Here is a 16,610-nt window from a genome sequence, read left to right on the forward strand (position 1 = left end):
GGGCTGGCTCAGCTCCTCGCGCCACGTTGCATCAGGATTGCGGCGGCCCCGAGGGCCATGCCGATGGCGCAGATCGCCCACCAGCCCGCGTGGCTCCAGGCGAGGGTTGCCAGTGCCGAACCGGCGGCGCCGCCAAAGAACATCGTGCCCATGAACAGCGTGTTGATGCGCGAGCGGGCCTCGGGGCGCAGCGCGAAGATGATGTGCTGGTTCGACACCAGCGCCGCCTGCATTGCCACGTCGAGCAGCACCGTACCGACCGCCAGACCGGCCAGCGTCGGCCAGCCCCAGAACACGGCGAAGGACACGACGCTGAGGCAGCAGCCAAGGAAGATCACGCCCTGCGGGCCGCGCGTGTCGGCCAGCTTGCCCGCGACGGGGGCGGCCAGAATGCCGGCGGCGCCGATGATGCCGAACAGACCGGCGGTGCCCGCGCCCAGGCCGAACTGGGCATTCAGCCGGAAGGCCAGGATCGTCCAGAAGGCGGTAAAGGCGGCAAACAGCAGCGATTGCGTATAGGCGGCGCGGCGCAGGGCAGGCAGGTCGCGCCAGAGCTGCGCGAGAGAGCCGAGCGCCGAGGCCCAGCTGAGATCGGTGTCGGGTTTATGGCGCGGCAGTCGCCAGGCCATGATGCCGCCTGCAGCCAGCGACAGCGGTGCGGCGAGCCAGAACATCTCGCGCCAGCCGCCATGGGTGGCGACGAAACCCGCCAGCGTCCGGCTGAGCAGGATGCCGCAGAGCAGGCCCGACATCACCATGCCGACAGCGGCACCGCGTCGCTCGGGCGCGGCGAGCTGCGCGGCGTAGGGCACGATCAGCTGCGCGGCCGTGGCGAACAACCCGATCAGCGCCGAGGCGAGCAGAAGGACGGCGGTGCCGGGGGCCGCAGCCGTCAGCGCCAGCGCGGCCGCGAGGGCGATGAACTGCGCCACGATCAGGGCGCGGCGTTCGACCAGATCGCCCAGCGGCACCAGCAGGAACAGGCCCGCCGCATAGCCAAGCTGGGTGAAGGTCGGCACCAGACCGGCGGCGCTGCCGCCAAGGTCGGCCTCCATCAGCGCCAGCATCGGCTGGTTGTAGTAGATATTGGCGACGGCGATCCCGGCGGCGGCGGCCATGGCAAAGGTCAGGGCGCGCGACAGGGTGGGTGCAGCGGCCGGTGTTGCTGTGCCGCTGGGGGGCGTGGTCTGGTGCATCAGGATCTCCGGAGCAGTCGTGCCGCGTGAACGGGCGGGGACGTGGGTGCCATACCGCCCGGCGCTTGCCTGTGTCGAGGGCGCATGGGCGCATAGCGGGTGTGAGGTCTGCTCAAAGCGCGCGGGAGCGCTGTGGCGCGGCCTCGGCTGCCGCAGAATGGCGCAGCGGCGACCAGTCTGGTGGGGCGGGAAGCGGCGGCGGGGCGAGGCCCGCAAAGGCGCCGCTGGCATGGACGGGGGTGCCGGAGAGCAGCGTCAGGACCGAGGTGATGCCGCTGATCTCGGCCTCGGGGACGCCGAAGTAGTCGGCGCTGAGCAGGGCGAGGTCGGCCAGCTGGCCCGCCTTGATCTGTCCCTTCCTGCCGGTCTCGCAGGAAAACCGGGCGCTGCCCTCGGTCCACAGGCGCAGCGCCTCGGTGCGGGTCAGCCGGTTGCGCGCGGGTGTCACGACGCTGCCGCCGACGGTGCGGCCGCTGACCAGCCAGGACAGCGCGGTCCAGGGGTTGCAGGAGGCCACGCGGCTGCCGTCACTGCCCGCGCCGACGGGCACGCCCGCGTCCAGCATCCGGCGGATCGGCGGTGTCGCCCCGGCGGCACGCGCGCCGTAGCGGTCGAGGAAATCCTCGCCCTGAAACGCCATACGGTGCTGTATGGTAATGCCCCCGCCGAGGGCCGCGACACGTTCGATGCTGCGCTGGCTGATGGTTTCGGTATGTGCGAGGCTCCAGTGCAAACCGTCGAGGGGGATCTCGCGTGCCACCGCTTCGATCACGTCGAGGATGCGGGTGATCGTTTCCTCGTAGGTCGCATGCAGGCGAAACGGCCAGCGGCGGGAGACGAGGGCGCGCAGGACCACCGCAAGCTCGGCCTCCATGGTATGGGGCAGCTCGGGGCGGGCGCAGGAGAAATCCTCGAAATCCAGCGCAGAGTGGACCAGAATGTCACCCGCGCCATTCAGCCGGAGAAGGTCGTCGCCCTGATCGGGGGCGTCGGTTGCGCTCCAGCGGATGAGCTCGGCAGCTTCGCCGCGTGGGGTCTGCGGCGAGAGGATGCAGGCGACGCGCAGGCTGAGCAGGCCTTGGGCGTGCAGATCGCGTATCACGTTGTAATCGCGCGGATAGCTTTGCCCGATGCCGCCGGCGTCGATCACGCTGGTGACGCCGAGGCGGTTGAGGTCACGCATGAAATGGCGGGTCGAGGTTTTCTGATCTTCGCCGCTTAGCTGCGGGCTGCGCGCCAGCGTGGCATCGAGGATCGCGGGGTTGGGCCGGGCGACCAGCAGGCCGGTGGGGGTTCCGTCCCGGTCGCGCTGGATCTCGCCGCCGGGCGGGTTCGGCGTGTCCTGATCATAGCCGACAGCGCGCAGGGCGGCGGCGTTCAGCAGGGCGCGGTCCTGCAGGTGCTGGATGTAGACCGGGGTCTCGGGGGCGGCGCAGTTGATTTCGTTGATCGTGGGAAGGCGCTTTTCGGCGAACTGGTGGCGGGTGAAACCGCCGGTGACGCGCACCCAGTGCGGCGCGGGCGTGCGCGCGGCCTGCGCCTTGAGGCGGCGCATCGCCTCGGAGAGGGTGGAGATGCCGTCCCAGCGCAGTTCCGTCGTGTAGCTGAGGCCGGTGCGGATGAAGTGGGTGTGGCTGTCGATCAGGCCGGGGATGGCGCGCCGCCCGCCGCAATCAATCACCTGAGCGTCGCGCGCGGCGGCGGCGCGCACATGGCTTTGGCTGCCCACGGCGAGAAAGCGCCCGTCACGGATGGCCAAAGCCTGTGCCAGAGGGGTCTGGCGGTCGAACGTGGTGATCCTTGCGTTGACGAGGAGGAGATCTGTCATGAGGGCTGCTCCGGGCGAGGGGGATCTGCTGGGGCGCACCCGTCGCGAGAGGCTGGGGTGGGCCGGACGACAGGCCAGGGAAGGCGTGTCGTCCGGCGGTTCTGGGGGGACGGGGTATGAGGTTACTCGGCCGCGTGGCCTTCGGAGGCGTTGAACATCTGGCGGGCGTAGGCGATGCCGAGGCCGTAGCCGCCTGCGAATTTCTGCGCGATGCCGGTGGTCATGGCGTAGGTGTCGCTGCGGGCCCAGTCGCGCTGCATTTCCAGCAGGTACTGCACCGAGGTCATCGGCCGCGCGCCGGCCTGGATCATCCGGGTCATCGCCCGCTCATGCGCTTCAGTCGAGACATCGCCGCAGGCATCCGAGATCACGTAGACTTCAAAGCCCTGCTCCAGCGCCGAGAGCGCCGGGCCGACGATGCAGACCGAGGTCCACAGACCCGCCAGAACCACGCGCGGTTTGCCGATGGTGTTGACGGCGTCGATGACGGCAGCGTCCTCCCAGCAGTTCATCGAGGTGCGGTCGAGCAGGGGCTGGCCTGGGAAAGGCTCGGTCACTTCGTCGAACATCGGGCCGGAAAAGCTGGCGGCGGCGACGGTGGTCAGGATGGTCGGGGCGCCAAAGCCTGCGGCCGCAGCCGAGATCAGCGCGGCATTGGTGCGCAGCGACACCGGGTCGATCGAATTGGTTGCGAAGGCCATCTGGGATTGGAAGTCGATCAGGATCAGCGTGTGATCGGTCGGCGTCAGCAGGGCTTTGGCGGGGGTGGGGGTGGCTTTCGTCATGATATGACCTTTGGTTTGGCGCATGTGGCCCCGGGGGGCCCATGCTGTGGGGAAAGAGGGGCCCCGCCCCGCGCGCAGTGGCGCACAGGGCGGGGCCGGGACCGCATGGCTGAGATCAGCTGCGCGCGAAGGCGAGGAGATCGGGGTTCAGCACATCGGGGTTGGTTTGGCACATGCCATGGGGCAGCCCGGGGTAGGTCTTGAGCGTGCCGTTGGGGACCAGTTTGATCGAAAGCTCGGCGGAATCCGCGATCGGCACGATCTGGTCAGCCTCGCCGTGCAGGATCAGCACGGGCAGGGTCATCGCCTTGAGATCCTCGGTAAAGTCGGTTTCGGAGAAGGCGGAGATGCCGTCATAGTGGGCCAGCGCGCTGCCCATCATGCCCTGACGCCACCAGTTGTTGATCAGCCCCTGCGAGACCTTGGCGTCCGGCTGGTTGAAGCCGTAGAACGGGCCGGTCGGCACATCGACATAAAGTTGCGCGCGGTTGGTCGCGACACCGGCGCGGAACCCGTCGAACACCTCCATCGGCAGGCCGCCGGGGTTGGCGGCGGTCTTGAGCATGATCGGCGGCACGGCCGAGATCATCACGGCCTTGGCGGCGCGCCCCTTGGCATACTGCGCGACGTAGCGGCAGACTTCGCCGCCTCCGGTAGAATGGCCGATGTGGATCACGTTGCTGAGGTCCAGCGCCGTGACCACGGCATACGGCATCGGCATCCTGACAGTAGGTGTCCATGTCGTTGCCGGTCGCCGTCTGGGACGAGCGGCCATGGCCGCGCCGGTCATGGGCGATGACGCGGTAGCCGTTCAGCAGAAAGAAGATCATCTGCGTGTCCCAGTCATCGGCACTGAGCGGCCAGCCGTGGTGGAACATGACGGGTTGCGCGTCGCGCGGGCCCCAGTCCTTGTAAAAAAGCTCGGTGCCGTCTTCGGTTGTAACGTAGCCCATGAACGCGTCTCCGGTTGGGGGTGTTTGGGCGGATGCGGCCGTGAGGCCGAAGGAGGGAAGGGTGGCAATGGCGCCGGCCATGACCGTGGCTGTGGCAACGAAGGTCCGGCGCGACATCTGCAGCTGAGGTGAGCGGGTGGGGTCCGAGGCGGGCGTTTGGGTCAAGGCGGCTCTCTCTCTTTTCAACGGTTTGAGGGGCAAATGCGGGCGCATCCGGGCGGCTGCGGCTGCGGGTCGGGTGGCAGGCTGGCCCGGATCAGCCGCAGGGGCCGGGCTGGGGCGCCGTCCTGTCCTGCGCATCGCATTGTGTGTGGGCCTTCGACCTCAGAGTGGCGGTTTTGCGCCGGATCCGGAACCGACCAACGGTTTAGAGATCACCGACCAAAGGATTGCGGGCTCATACCTTGGTATCGTCGAGCGGCAGATGCGGGTGCGGGCCGCGCGGCGGGCTGAAATGCTGCACTGTCGCGTCGGGTGGTCTGAGGGAGCGCGAAAAACGCCGATCACCGGAGGAAAAGAATAGATGCGGCATCGTGATCGTGCGATTGCAAAAAGACTGACGCGGCGCTGCGTCCTGTTGTGAGCACCGGAGTTTGGCGTGAAGCGAATGGCCCTCGCCCTGATGATCTGCAATCTGCTGTTCGCGGCGGCCGGTGCCGTGGCGCAGGTCGCGCCCGAGATTACGCAGGCGCAGGTCGCGCCGGAGGTCGCACAGGCGCAGGTCGCGCCAAAGGTCGCGCAGGCGCAGATTTCGCCGGAGCTGATCACTCTGCCGGTGGTCGACGGGCAGGGAATCCGGTTTTCCCGGCTGTCGACGTCGCAGGGTCTGTCGCAGACCCGCGTGGCGCAGATCGTTCAGGATGATCAGGGCTTCATCTGGCTTGGCACGCAACACGGTCTGAACCGCTTTGACGGCTATGAATTTCGCATGCTGGTCCATGACACGCGCCAGCCCGAGAGCATTGGCGCGGTGTTCGTCACGGCGCTGTTCAAGGATCGCGACAACAAGATCTGGGTGGGCGGGGCGCAGACGCTGGACTGGCTGGACCCGGTCACCGAGGCAGTGCGCCATGTCTCGCTGGTCGAGGGGATACCGGGGGCGGATATCCCCACGGTGGTGCATATCGCGCAGGACAGCAGCGGCGCGATGTGGTTTGCCACCGGATCGGGGCTGTTTCGCCGCGACCCGGTGAGCGAGGGCATCACCCGGTTTCAGCATGACCCGGCGGACCCCGGGAGCCTGCCGAGCAACGACGTGCGCTTCAGCGGGCAGGACAGTCGCGGTGATTTCTGGGTGGGCACGACCAGGGGGCTGGACCGCTTTGATCCGCTCAGCGGGCGGGTGACGCTGCACGTGCCGATTGCCGATCCGGTGCAGATCACCTTTTTCGAGGACAGTCGGGGGCGGTTCTGGGTGCTGGGGGCCGCGGGCACCGGGCTGTCGCTGCTGGACCGCGACACTGGCACGCTGACCCGCTACAGTTTTTATGAGGAGGCGCCGGATCCGAACAGCCTGACCGGCGTCATGGGCATGGTCGAGGACGACGCAGGCGCGCTCTGGATCGGGTCGCCCGGCCTCGGGCTGATGCGGATGGAGATGGCGGGGGGCGTGCCTCAGCTGGTGCATTATGCCAATTCGGCCTCGGATCCGGGCAGCATCGCCGAGGACAAGGTGATCACCCTGTTCAAGGACCGAGAGGGCAATATCTGGAGCGGGCATCATTCCGCCCCGCCCAGCCACTTCAACCCCAGGCGGCCCCTGTTCGAGACGTTTCGTCATGACGGCGGCAATCCCAACAGCCTCGTGACCGATTTCGTCAATGACATCTTCGAGGACAGCCGGGGCTATCTCTGGGTCGGGAACGACCTCGGCGCGAGCCGGATTGACCGGGCCAGCGGAGAGTACACGCGGTTCCGCGACGGGCTGAGCGGCAAGCCGATGGTGATCACCATCGCCGAGGACCGCAACGGTGCGATCTGGGTGGGCAGCTATGGCAATGGCATCGCGCGGCTGGACCAGAACAGCGGGCAGTTCACAACCTACACCCACGATCCCGCAGACCCTGCGAGCCTTGCCAACAATCAGGTACATCGCCTGCTGGTGAGCCGCGATGGCACGCTCTGGGCCGGCACCGAAGACGGGCTGAGCCGCTTTGACGCCGCCACCGGCACCTTCACCACGTTCAAGGTGGACCCGCGCGATGCCCGCGCGCAGACCTATGTCTCGATGTCCGAGGCGGCGGATGGCACGCTGTGGCTGGGCACGCATTATTCCGGGCTGCACCACTTTGACCCCGCCACCGGCCAGATCGAGGTGTTTTCCGCCGATCCTTCGACGCCGGGGCGGCTGCGCGACAATACGGTGCCAACGGTGCTGATCGGGCGCGACGGCATCGTCTGGGCGGGCACGCAGAGCGGTCTGGACCGCTTCGATCCGGCAACAGGGCAGTTCAGCGCCATACACGACAGTGCAGACGCGCCGGACCGCGCCATCGCCAAGATCCTTGAGGATCAGGACGGCACGCTCTGGGTCAGTACCAACAAGGGATTGCTCCACTACGATCCGAGCGCCGGGACGGTGACCGAGTACCTCACCATCGTCGGGCTGAGCGGCAATGACTTTACCGGCTGGGGCAGCGGCTTTGCCAGCCCAAGCGGCGAGATGTTCTTTGGCGGCTATTCGGGCGGGGTTGCGTTTTTTCCGCAGCTTCTGGCCGACATGCAGCCAGCGATGCCGATCCAGCTGACCGAGGCCGACTTTCCCTTTCTGTCGGCGGGGGAGGTGGCCGCGCAGACGCAGGGCGTGCCGATCCGTGTCGCCAAAGCGCTGTCGCTGGATTACCGGGCCAACAGTCTGATCCTGAAGTTCGCCGCGCCCAGTTTCGTCAACCCAAGCTCCAGCCGCTATCGCTACAAGCTGGAGGGGCTGGAGGACAGCTGGCGCGAGGTCGACAGTTCGCAGCGTCTGGCCAGCTATACGACCCTGCCGGCGGGTGAGTATGTGTTTCGCGCCCAGGCGGCCTCGGCCCGGGTGGGCTGGAGCACGCCGGGCATCGTGCTGCCGATCGAGATCCGCGCGCCCTGGTGGGCGACGATCTGGTTCCGCGCAGCCTGTCTGGTGGTCTTCCTGATCAGCATTCTGGCCACGCTGAAACTGCGCACCATTCAGGTCGAGCAGCGCGAGCGCGAGTTTCGCAAGCTGGCGGAAAATGCCCCCGATATGGTGATGCGCTTTGACGGCGATATGCGGCTGTTCTACGCCAACAGCCTGGCGCGGCGCTTTGTCGGCGCGGATGCGGTGCGGGTGCTGAGCAGCCCCAACGCGGATCTCGACGGGGTGGAGGCGCGCCTGCCGGTGCAGCTGTCGGCGATGCGTCTGGTGCGTGACAGCCGGGTCGCGCAAACCACCGAGCTGCAGCTTCGGATGGGCACGCGGCTGCTGGATCTGGAAACGCGCATCGTGCCGGAAAGGAACGATGCCCAGTCGTCGGGGACGCTGCTGGTGATCGCGCGCGACATCACGCAGCGCAAGGCGACAGAGGCGGCGCTGCGCCGGGCAGAGGGCGATCTGGCGCATGCGATGCGGGTCGCCACGGTGGGCGAGCTGACGGCCTCGATCGCGCATGAGGTCAACCAGCCGCTGACCGGCATCGTCACCAATGGCGAGGCGGCGCGGCGCTGGCTGTCGGCGTCGCCGCCCAATCTGGACGAGGTGTCGCGCAGCCTGGAGCGGATCATCTTCGATGGCCGCCGCGCGGCCGATATCATCGCGCGTGTCGCGGCGCTCGTGCGCAAGACCGAGCCGGTGATGTCGCTGGTCGATGTCAATGCGGTGATCGGCGAGGCCTTGGCGCTGGCCGATCCGGAAGTGCGCCGCTGGGAGGTTGATGCGCGCCTTGATCTGGCGCGCGACGCCCCGACCATTCGCGGCGATCGCGTGCAGATACAGCAGGTGATCCTGAACCTTGTCAGCAATGCACTGGAGGCGATGTCGGCGGTGCCTTCGGGCAATCGGGTTCTGAGTGTGGTGACCCGCAGGCAGAACGGCCTTGTCGTCATCACGGTGTCAGATACCGGGCGGGGCCTGTCACGCGACCAGGAAGCGCGGGTGTTCGAGGCCTTTTATTCCACCCGCCCCAGCGGCATGGGCATGGGCCTGTCGATCACCCGCTCGATCATCCGCGCCCACAACGGCCAGATCCAGGTGCAGCGCAACACGCCGCGCGGCTGTCACTTCCGCATCGAAATCCCGGTGTCGCAGAAGCAGGGCTGACGGCGCTCGGGTTTCTGTGCTTGGGGTTTAGGTGCGCACCCTGAGAGCAGCCCTAGTGCTTGGTCTTGACCTGCTCAAGAACCGCCGCGACGAGGCTGCCTCCGTCGAAGGGTTTGCGAAAGAACCGCACCCCGTCTGGCAGGGGGCGTGCGGTGAGGGGGTGCGCGAAGGCGCTGATCAGGATGGTCGGCATGGCGCGCCCGCTCTGCTGCAGGGTATCCAAGAGATCCCAGCCGCTCATCCCCGGCATGTCGATATCGCAGATCAGGCCATCAGGTGGGGCGGTTCCGGTGGCGAGCACGGTGGCCAGAAAATCCTCAGCCGATGCGAAGAGGCTGACGCCGACCCCCATGGAGCGCAGCAGGCTGTCCAGTGCGGTGCGCACCGAGGGGTCATCGTCAACGACCGCGATCAGCAAAGGTGCAGCCGGGCTGCGCCGCAGTCTGCTCGAAAGTCGTGCCCGGCGGGGCTGGGTGGCGGAGGGGGCAGGGCGGTCAATCCTGTGCTGGGGGCCTGTCGAGGCCGAGTTCCCCGGCAAGGCGCACCAGATCCGCAAAGGTGCGCGCGTCCATCTTGCGCATGACCTTGCCACGGTGGATCTTGATGGTGATCTCGCTGAGGCCGAGTTCATAGGCAATCTGCTTGTTCATCATCCCTGCGGTGGCCAGCGCCATCACTTCGCGTTCGCGCGCGGTCAGCTGGGCATAGCGCCGCGCGGTTTCGGCGACGGCCGCACCGGAGTCGCGCCGCTGCAGATCCGATTTCACGGCTGCGGCAACCGCGTCCAGCATGTCCTGATCGCGGAACGGCTTGGGCAGGAAGTCGACCGCCCCGGCCTTCATCGCGCGCACGCTCATCGGGACATCACCATAACCGGTCATGAAGACGATCGGGATCTCGATATTGGCCTTGGCCAGCTCGGCCTGCAGATCGAAGCCGCTGAGTTCGGGCATCCGCACATCCAGAATGAGACAATTGGCCGTCTGCGCATCGTCACTGTCGAGAAAGGCCCGGGGCGAGGCATAGACCTGCACGAGATACCCGATCGAGCGCAGCAGGTTGTCCAGAGAAAAGCGCACGGAGTCGTCATCGTCAACGACGGCAACCGTTGTCTTGCGTGTCGGGTTGTCATCTGCAGGACAAGGCGACATCAGTCGTGTCCTGAGACAGGCCGGAAGCGGATGCGCATCTGTGGGGTCCGCCTTCCTTCGTGCAAATCAGACATGCTTAAATACTCCCTGAGGGCAGTGTTGAGCATACCCTGTTTGCGGGCGTCTCCGAAACCGAAATGACTGTTTAAAATGGCACCGCGTTAATCAATACACAGACAATTGCCTTGGGGGAGACGTTACGGCAGGCGCCCCGTGGAAATGCTACTGAAGTCTGAGGGCATCCTGCCATTATATTAAGGTTTATCGGCTCCTTTGCAGGTGTCGGCGCCAAATACGCTCTGGTCCCGTGGGTCGAGGGGCAGGGCAGGGCAGGCGTGGCCGCCGGGCGCTTGATTGCGGGCGTTATCGGCGGGGGCGGTAGGCTACAGTGTGGGCTCGGGCTGCGCTGCGCTTTGCGCCAGATCCGAATAGACGCAGACCCGGTTGCGGCCCTGCCGTTTGGCCTCGTAAAGCGCGGCATCGGACGCGGAGAGCAGCGTTTCGCGCGTGAGCATCGGGCCGCCAAGCGATGTGACCAGACCGATGCTGATGGTCTGGCTGCTCGGTGAGCCGGCCATGGCGCTGAGGGCCGACAGCTCGACCGCCGCACGCGCGCGCTCGGCGATGAGCAGGCTCGCCTCCGGGTCATAGCCCGGGAGCAGAACCACAAACTCCTCGCCACCATAGCGCGCCAGCAGGCAGTCCTTGTCAGGAATGGCAGCGCTGATCGCCTTGGAGAGCACCTTCAGACAATGGTCCCCGGCCTGATGGCCATAGGTGTCGTTGAAGGACTTGAAGTTGTCGACATCGATCATCAGGACCGAAATGAACGACTGCTCCTGCTGGGACATGGCCAGAGCCTCAGTGAGGGTGCGATCGAATTTGCGCCGGTTTGCCAGCCCGGTCAGGGGATCTTCGAAGGCGGTTGCCGCCAGCTTTTCGTTGGCAAAGCGCAGGAGTTCGTTCTTTTCGGTGATTTCCTGAATGAGCTGTTCGGTCCGGTGTTCTGCTTGCAACTGCGCCAGCCTGTTGCGCACCATTTGCAAAATGAAGGACACCAGAAACGCGAAATACAAGGCAGCGCCAAGCGCGAACAGATAGCTGCCATTGGCAATGCCGGCGATGCTGATGGAGCCGAGGACGCAGCCAATGTTGATGAAGGCTGTGCCGGCCATCATGTAGGCGCGCCCTGCCGCCCCCTGAACAATCGCGCAGGCCACTGCAAAGGCGATGATCTGTGTCGAGGCGCTTTGGTCATAGATCAGCAAGGAGAGCGCCAGGCCCCAGCTGATCCCTGATATCGTGGCACCTGACACGAAAAGGTGGACCCATTTCGTCTCGATTGGCCCCGCAGGCCGGGACAGGAAGCGCTGCTCAATTATCACGCGGTAGATCAGGCAAAGCACGGAGATCAGCAAAGCTACTGCACTGCTCCAGATGCTGCCGTTCCAGAGTGCGTCCAGTGCGACCAGCGCAATGCCGAGCGCCGCCACAATATGGGGCCGCTTGCTGAACAGCTCGCGAAGGGTTTCCTCTGCCTGGGTTTCCGAGGTGATGTCGGAGCCAACAAGTTCGGAAAACTTCAACATCGCAGCAACACGCATGGCAATTTCCTGTTTGGCGAGGCGTCTCTTTTGCTCGCTCTTTCGTCGATCTGGATACTCGAAATGAAATCCCGCCCTGTGCATGCGGGTGTGTAGCGTGAAATTTTATAGCCACCAAGCGGTCAGACTGCACCGGAAATCCGGCGAAGTTCCGCGCTTCAATGAGTGGAAAGGTAAGGCCGGGTTGAAAATGATCAAATTAAATCTATCGCAATGTGTCGTGCCATTGATGACGGAGGGGCTGCAGGTGGACTTAGGCCTCTGAAGTCACGTCATGAAACGCACGTATCAGAAAGGGGATGTCAGCGGCCGAGAGACGGGCAACATTGACGCGCCCGCCTTTTGCGACATGGATGCCGTGGCTCTGCGTCAGGGCGGTTTCTTGCGCTGCTGTGAGCGGCAAAAGCGAGAACATCCCCGATTGATCGGCAAGATAGCCGAGGGCGCTGCGCCCAAAGGCCTGCCGTTCCGTTTCGGCGATGGATCTGCGCACCTGCATGACACGCTGGCGCATCTGTTCCAGCTCCTCCAGCCAGAGGGATTTGAGGGAGGCATCCTCAAGGATCGTGCGCACCACGGATGGGCCATGGTCGGGCGCATGAGAGGGGCCGGAGCGCACGATGGCAGAGACGGCGCGCTGGATCCTTGGCTGATCGGCGGGCTTGGTCTTGATGTAGAGCGCGCCTGCGCGGTCACGGTAGATCCCGAAAGACTTCGACAGGGTGATGCAGATGACGCATTCGGGAAAGCGGGCGGCAATCTTGCGCGCCGTGTCGCAATCGGCGGTAAAACCCTGTGCAAATCCGAGATAGGCCAGATCGATCCAGGGGACGATCCCGCGCGACTCCAACAGGTCGAGCAGAGCACCGACCTGTTCGGGTGTCATGTCGGCGCCGGTCGGGTTGTGACAGATGCCCTGCATCAGGAAAACATCGCCACTGCGGGCGTCTTTCAATCCCTCCAGCATTTGATCAAACAGGATCGTGCAGGCAAGCGGGTCGTAGTAGGGCACCGTCCGGAAGGGGGCAGCGGCGGCTGTCAGGATCGGGACATAGTTGCCGTAGGTCGGGGCTTGCAGCCAGACGGTCGGGCGGTTCGGCATCTGCGACAGAAGGTCTGCCATGACACGCAACGCCACAGCACCCCCGGAGGTCTGCGCCGCCACGAAGTCGTCGTACAGCGGCGCGCCCAGAATGGCTTCGCCCAAGGCGCGGCAATACTCCGCATCCCCGGTCAGGGCGAGGTAGGATTTGCTGGTCTGGCTGTCGATCAGGCGCTGTTCGGCCAGTTTGACTGCGTTCAGGACGGGCGTTTTGCCGTCGCCGTCCTGATAGATCCCGACCGTCAGGTTCAGCTTGTCGACACGCGGATCCTGCGCAAAATACTCGGCTCCGATCATGATCGGGTCAACGGGATAGTCCTGCACTTTTTCAAACATGGCAGTTCCTTTTTGCGCGCCCGGAGCGGGGCGCTGCGTCAGAAGCTGGTGATGACTGTGGCCCCGACCGATTGGAAATTGTTCATGTTCATCAGGGCTTCGGGGGCGTCAGCGAGGGAAATCCGGGCACCGACGAGGCGGGCCGGATCAAGCTTGCCAGAGCTGATCATGTCCAGCATCGCGCCATAGCGATGCGCCTGCATGCCATGAGAGCCGAGGATTTCCAGCTCCTTGCCGATCACTCTGGCCATGGGGATCTGCGGCGTGGACTGGTCTCCCAGCATCAGGCCGACCTGGATATGTTTGCCGCGTGCGCGCAGGTTCTGGATCGAGTTGAAGCAGGTCGCAGGGTGGCCAAGCGCGTCGAGCGAGACATGCGCGCCGCCCCGTGTCAGCTCGATCACCGCGTCGGGCACATCGGCGATCGTGGTGCTGTTGAGCGTGGCGACAGCGCCCAGCTCTCTGGCCAGCGCCAGCTTGGCGTCGTCGATGTCGATGGCAATGACATTGGCGCCGACGGCCGTCGCGATCATCACGGCCGACAGCCCGACACCGCCACAGCCATGCACCGCGACCCATTGCCCGGCCGAGACCTTGCCCTGATCGACCACCGCGCGGAACGACGTTGCAAATCGGCAGCCAAGGCTGGCGGCGGTTGCATACTCCATCGTCTCGGGCAGGGCGACGAGGTTCAGGTCGGCCTTATGGATCGCGACATATTGCGCGAAGGAGCCCCAGTGCGTGAAGCCCGGCTGCTGCTGATTGTGGCAAACCTGCTGGTGCCCTGCATGGCATTCCGAACAGGCGCCACAGCCGGAAATGAACGGCACCGTCACCCGGTCGCCGATTTTCCAGTTGGCGACAGAGGCGCCGACGGCCTCGATCACCCCGGCGAGTTCGTGTCCGGGCACATGCGGCAGGTCGATGTCGCTGTCATGGCCCATCCAGCCGTGCCAGTCGCTGCGGCAGACGCCCGTCGCCTCGACCCGGATGACGACGCCATGGGGCTCGGGGGTGGGGTCCGGCACTGAGACGAGTTTGGGGGCCTGCTGGAATTTCTCGAACAAGACGGCTTTCATGGCAGCGCTTCCCTTTTTTACTCGTCTGGTTTTCACCACTTTGCGTGGAGACACACAAACAGCTTCGGGGTACGTGTCGCAATGGGGAAGTGTTGGCCAGGAACGATGCCTCTGCGATGTCATCAGCTGTGCGTCCGGGCCGCGTGGTGACGGCATCTGCCAGCGCATGAAGGGCCTGACGCCAATCTGGCCCGATCATACAGGTGCCGGGCCGATTGTGCCTCTGTCGATCAGGGGCGTGGGGATCAGGAGGCGTTGCGGCTCTGTCGTGTCGCCTTTCAGCCGACGGATCAGACGCTCAGCTGCGCGTTGGCCAAAGAGATATGTGGGCTGGTCCACCACGGAAATTTGCGGAGAGGTCACGCGCGTCCAGTCGGCATCGAACCAGGACACGAGTGACATGTCGCGCGGCAGAGTCACGCCGCGATTGGTCAGGGCGCGGAACAGGCGCGCACCGACCAGACTGTCGGAGGCCAAAAGGGCCGTGATGCGCGGGCTTTCCGCCAGAACCTTGTCAACGATCCTGGCCGTTGCGGCGTCGTCGGTCGCATTGGTGAAGACCATCTGCCGGGGGGTGGGGACCCCGGCCTGGTCAGACGCGGCCAGAAAAACCCTCGATCCGTTCCCGCACCGCGGAAATTCCGACGTCTTCGGGGGCAGCAAGACGGCCCGAGCGAGAGGTCATCGCTGTGACATAGGCAACATGGCGATGTCCGGCCCCTTGCAGGTGCTGGAGCACCGAAATGGCACTGGCACGGTCGTCACCACAGACTGCATCGGCGGGCAGATCGGGGGACCAGCGGTCCAGCGTGACAACCGGCACCCCGGAGGTGATCGCGCTTTTCAGGTGATCAAGCTGGCGTGCATCGGTCGGAGCCACGATCAGCCCCGCCACGCGCTGGCGCAGCAGAACCGAGACCATCTCGCGTTCCTCCGTGATTTGCACGAAGCAGTTAGCGCTGCGCGGCACCTACTGACCAACAGCGGAGAACGACCCATGTCCCAGACCATTCGAAAGCAGACTTTCCTGTCCCGCCTCGCCACACCCCTTGCGGCGGTGGTGATGGCCATGACCCTGACCAGCCCGGCGCAAGCAGGGGACAACCCCTACAACCTGATTGATCCTGCGAGCGTCAGCGTCGGATCGCTGGGTGACGCAAAGCCCTATGCCCTCACCACAGCCGCCGGCGAATTAACCGGGTTCGATCCTGAGCAGATCCTGTTCACCGGTCAGGAATTCGCGGCCCTGCTGCCCTCGGTCGCCAATGGCCGTTTCGACATCGCCGCCGCGGCCATCGGCATCACCGAAAAGCGCGAGGAAGTCGTGGATTTCAGCGATGGTTATCTGGCAGGCTATCTGTCGGTGCTGTCAGGCGAGGATGCCGTGACGGACGATCCGGCAAGCCTGGCGGGCAAACGGCTTGGCGTGGTGCAGGGCACCTTGCAGGAAATGTACGCCCGCAAGACCTTCACCGATACGGATATCGTGCAGTTCCCTGACAACAACACCGGCGTTGCGGCGCTGAACAACGGTACGATCGACGCGCATTTCCTGGATTACGAAGCGGCCAAGACCTATGGCGAGCGCTACGATCTTGCCATCAGGGTCAACATTCCCTCCTTCGATGCGCCTGCAGGTTTTGCGGTCAAGCCGGGCAACGATGCCCTGCGCGAGGCGCTGAATACGGCGATGCATGAGGCGCTGGAGGATGGCACCTGGCGCGACCTTTATCAGAAATGGTTCCCCGGTTCGCCCATGCCGAAGGAGTACCTGCCGACAACCAACTGATCCCGTCGCCAGATGTCGGCTGCCGGGCTCTGCGCCCGGCAGCCGCTCTGACCAGTTCAAACTCCGCAGTGCCCCTGAGGGACCGCAACGGGAGATCCCCTTATGTGGTTGGAAAACCTGCAACGGACGTTCCTTGAATGGGACGCCATGACTGGGGCGCCATGGCCGAAATTCTGCCGATCATGATCGCGACCGGCCTCAAGAACACGCTGATCCTCGCCTTCGCCTCGACCGTCCTCGGCATCTTCCTTGGGCTTGTCCTGGCGGTGATGGGCATTTCGCGCACCCTCTGGCTGCGTCTGCCTGCGCGCCTCTATACCGACATCTTTCGCGGCCTGCCGGGCTGCTTCGTGGCCTTTTCCCATAGCGGCGCCGCGCTTGGTCTGATCGCAGGTGAACTTCTGGCTGAGGAAATGGCGCTCGGGGTGCGCCACCCGTTGTTCGAGGACTTCCGCCCGGAGCGTTTCGCCCTCCCCGCATAAGTCAGAACAGGCTGCAGTGCGCGCCGTTGCAG

14 protein-coding genes and 1 pseudogene are annotated in these 16,610 nt (G+C 65.2%); 3 read left to right on the plus strand and 12 right to left on the minus strand.

What is annotated here, in order from left to right:
- Positions 1–8: 8 nt before the first annotated feature.
- From F3W81_RS01650 to F3W81_RS21225, 5 genes and pseudogenes are all read right to left on the minus strand, one after another.
- Positions 9–1,196 (minus strand): MFS transporter, encoded by a 1,188-nt coding sequence (locus tag F3W81_RS01650; RefSeq protein ID WP_226941800.1) that lies wholly within the window; start codon positions 1,194–1,196, stop codon positions 9–11.
- A gap of 112 nt (positions 1,197–1,308) precedes the next feature.
- Positions 1,309–3,024, minus strand: a complete 1,716-nt coding sequence (locus F3W81_RS01655) for an amidohydrolase (protein WP_193081929.1) — start codon at positions 3,022–3,024, stop codon at positions 1,309–1,311.
- A 122-nt stretch (positions 3,025–3,146) separates the two neighbouring features.
- Complete coding sequence (locus F3W81_RS01660; protein WP_193081930.1) at positions 3,147–3,809, minus strand: hydrolase; 663 nt, start codon at positions 3,807–3,809, stop codon at positions 3,147–3,149.
- A 115-nt stretch (positions 3,810–3,924) separates the two neighbouring features.
- Positions 3,925–4,524 (minus strand): alpha/beta fold hydrolase, encoded by a 600-nt coding sequence (locus tag F3W81_RS01665; protein ID WP_264298880.1) that lies wholly within the window; start codon positions 4,522–4,524, stop codon positions 3,925–3,927.
- Between the two features lie 34 nt (positions 4,525–4,558).
- A pseudogene (locus tag F3W81_RS21225) lies at positions 4,559–5,062 on the minus strand (alpha/beta fold hydrolase); the annotation flags it as partial.
- Positions 5,063–5,369: 307 nt separating this feature from the next.
- Here F3W81_RS21225 and F3W81_RS01670 point away from each other — a divergent pair.
- Positions 5,370–9,035, plus strand: a complete 3,666-nt coding sequence (locus F3W81_RS01670) for a sensor histidine kinase (RefSeq protein ID WP_226941947.1) — start codon at positions 5,370–5,372, stop codon at positions 9,033–9,035.
- A 52-nt stretch (positions 9,036–9,087) separates the two neighbouring features.
- Here F3W81_RS01670 and F3W81_RS01675 read toward each other — a convergent pair whose 3' ends face one another.
- From F3W81_RS01675 to F3W81_RS20980, 7 genes are all read right to left on the minus strand, one after another.
- Complete coding sequence (locus F3W81_RS01675; RefSeq protein ID WP_193081933.1) at positions 9,088–9,453, minus strand: response regulator transcription factor; 366 nt, start codon at positions 9,451–9,453, stop codon at positions 9,088–9,090.
- A 76-nt stretch (positions 9,454–9,529) separates the two neighbouring features.
- Positions 9,530–10,186: a response regulator transcription factor gene (locus tag F3W81_RS01680; protein ID WP_193081934.1), complete on the minus strand. Its 657-nt coding sequence runs from the start codon at positions 10,184–10,186 to the stop codon at positions 9,530–9,532.
- 383 nt (positions 10,187–10,569) lie between these two features.
- Positions 10,570–11,790, minus strand: coding sequence for a GGDEF domain-containing protein (locus F3W81_RS01685; RefSeq protein ID WP_193081936.1), 1,221 nt, complete (start codon positions 11,788–11,790; stop codon positions 10,570–10,572).
- Between the two features lie 253 nt (positions 11,791–12,043).
- Positions 12,044–13,228, minus strand: coding sequence for an aromatic amino acid transaminase (locus F3W81_RS01690; RefSeq protein WP_193081937.1), 1,185 nt, complete (start codon positions 13,226–13,228; stop codon positions 12,044–12,046).
- Positions 13,229–13,266: 38 nt separating this feature from the next.
- Entirely contained in the window at positions 13,267–14,307 is a 1,041-nt protein-coding gene (locus tag F3W81_RS01695; RefSeq protein ID WP_193081938.1) for a zinc-dependent alcohol dehydrogenase family protein, read from the minus strand.
- Between the two features lie 195 nt (positions 14,308–14,502).
- Positions 14,503–14,871 (minus strand): substrate-binding domain-containing protein, encoded by a 369-nt coding sequence (locus F3W81_RS20975; RefSeq protein ID WP_264298881.1) that lies wholly within the window; start codon positions 14,869–14,871, stop codon positions 14,503–14,505.
- Positions 14,872–14,899: 28 nt separating this feature from the next.
- A complete protein-coding gene (locus F3W81_RS20980) occupies positions 14,900–15,229 on the minus strand; it encodes a type 1 periplasmic-binding domain-containing protein (protein WP_193081940.1) in 330 nt (109 codons plus the stop codon).
- Between the two features lie 75 nt (positions 15,230–15,304).
- Between F3W81_RS20980 and F3W81_RS01710 the strand changes: the two genes are divergently transcribed.
- Positions 15,305–16,096 carry an ABC transporter substrate-binding protein gene (locus F3W81_RS01710; protein WP_193081941.1) on the plus strand — a complete coding sequence of 264 codons (792 nt, stop codon included), beginning with the start codon at positions 15,305–15,307 and terminating at the stop codon, positions 16,094–16,096.
- A 137-nt stretch (positions 16,097–16,233) separates the two neighbouring features.
- Positions 16,234–16,578 carry an ABC transporter permease gene (locus F3W81_RS20675; protein ID WP_226941801.1) on the plus strand — a complete coding sequence of 115 codons (345 nt, stop codon included), beginning with the start codon at positions 16,234–16,236 and terminating at the stop codon, positions 16,576–16,578.
- The last annotated feature ends 32 nt before the right edge of the window (positions 16,579–16,610 follow it).

Source organism: Pseudooceanicola spongiae (genome assembly GCF_014899185.1).
GTDB classification, from domain to species: domain Bacteria; phylum Pseudomonadota; class Alphaproteobacteria; order Rhodobacterales; family Rhodobacteraceae; genus Pseudooceanicola; species Pseudooceanicola spongiae.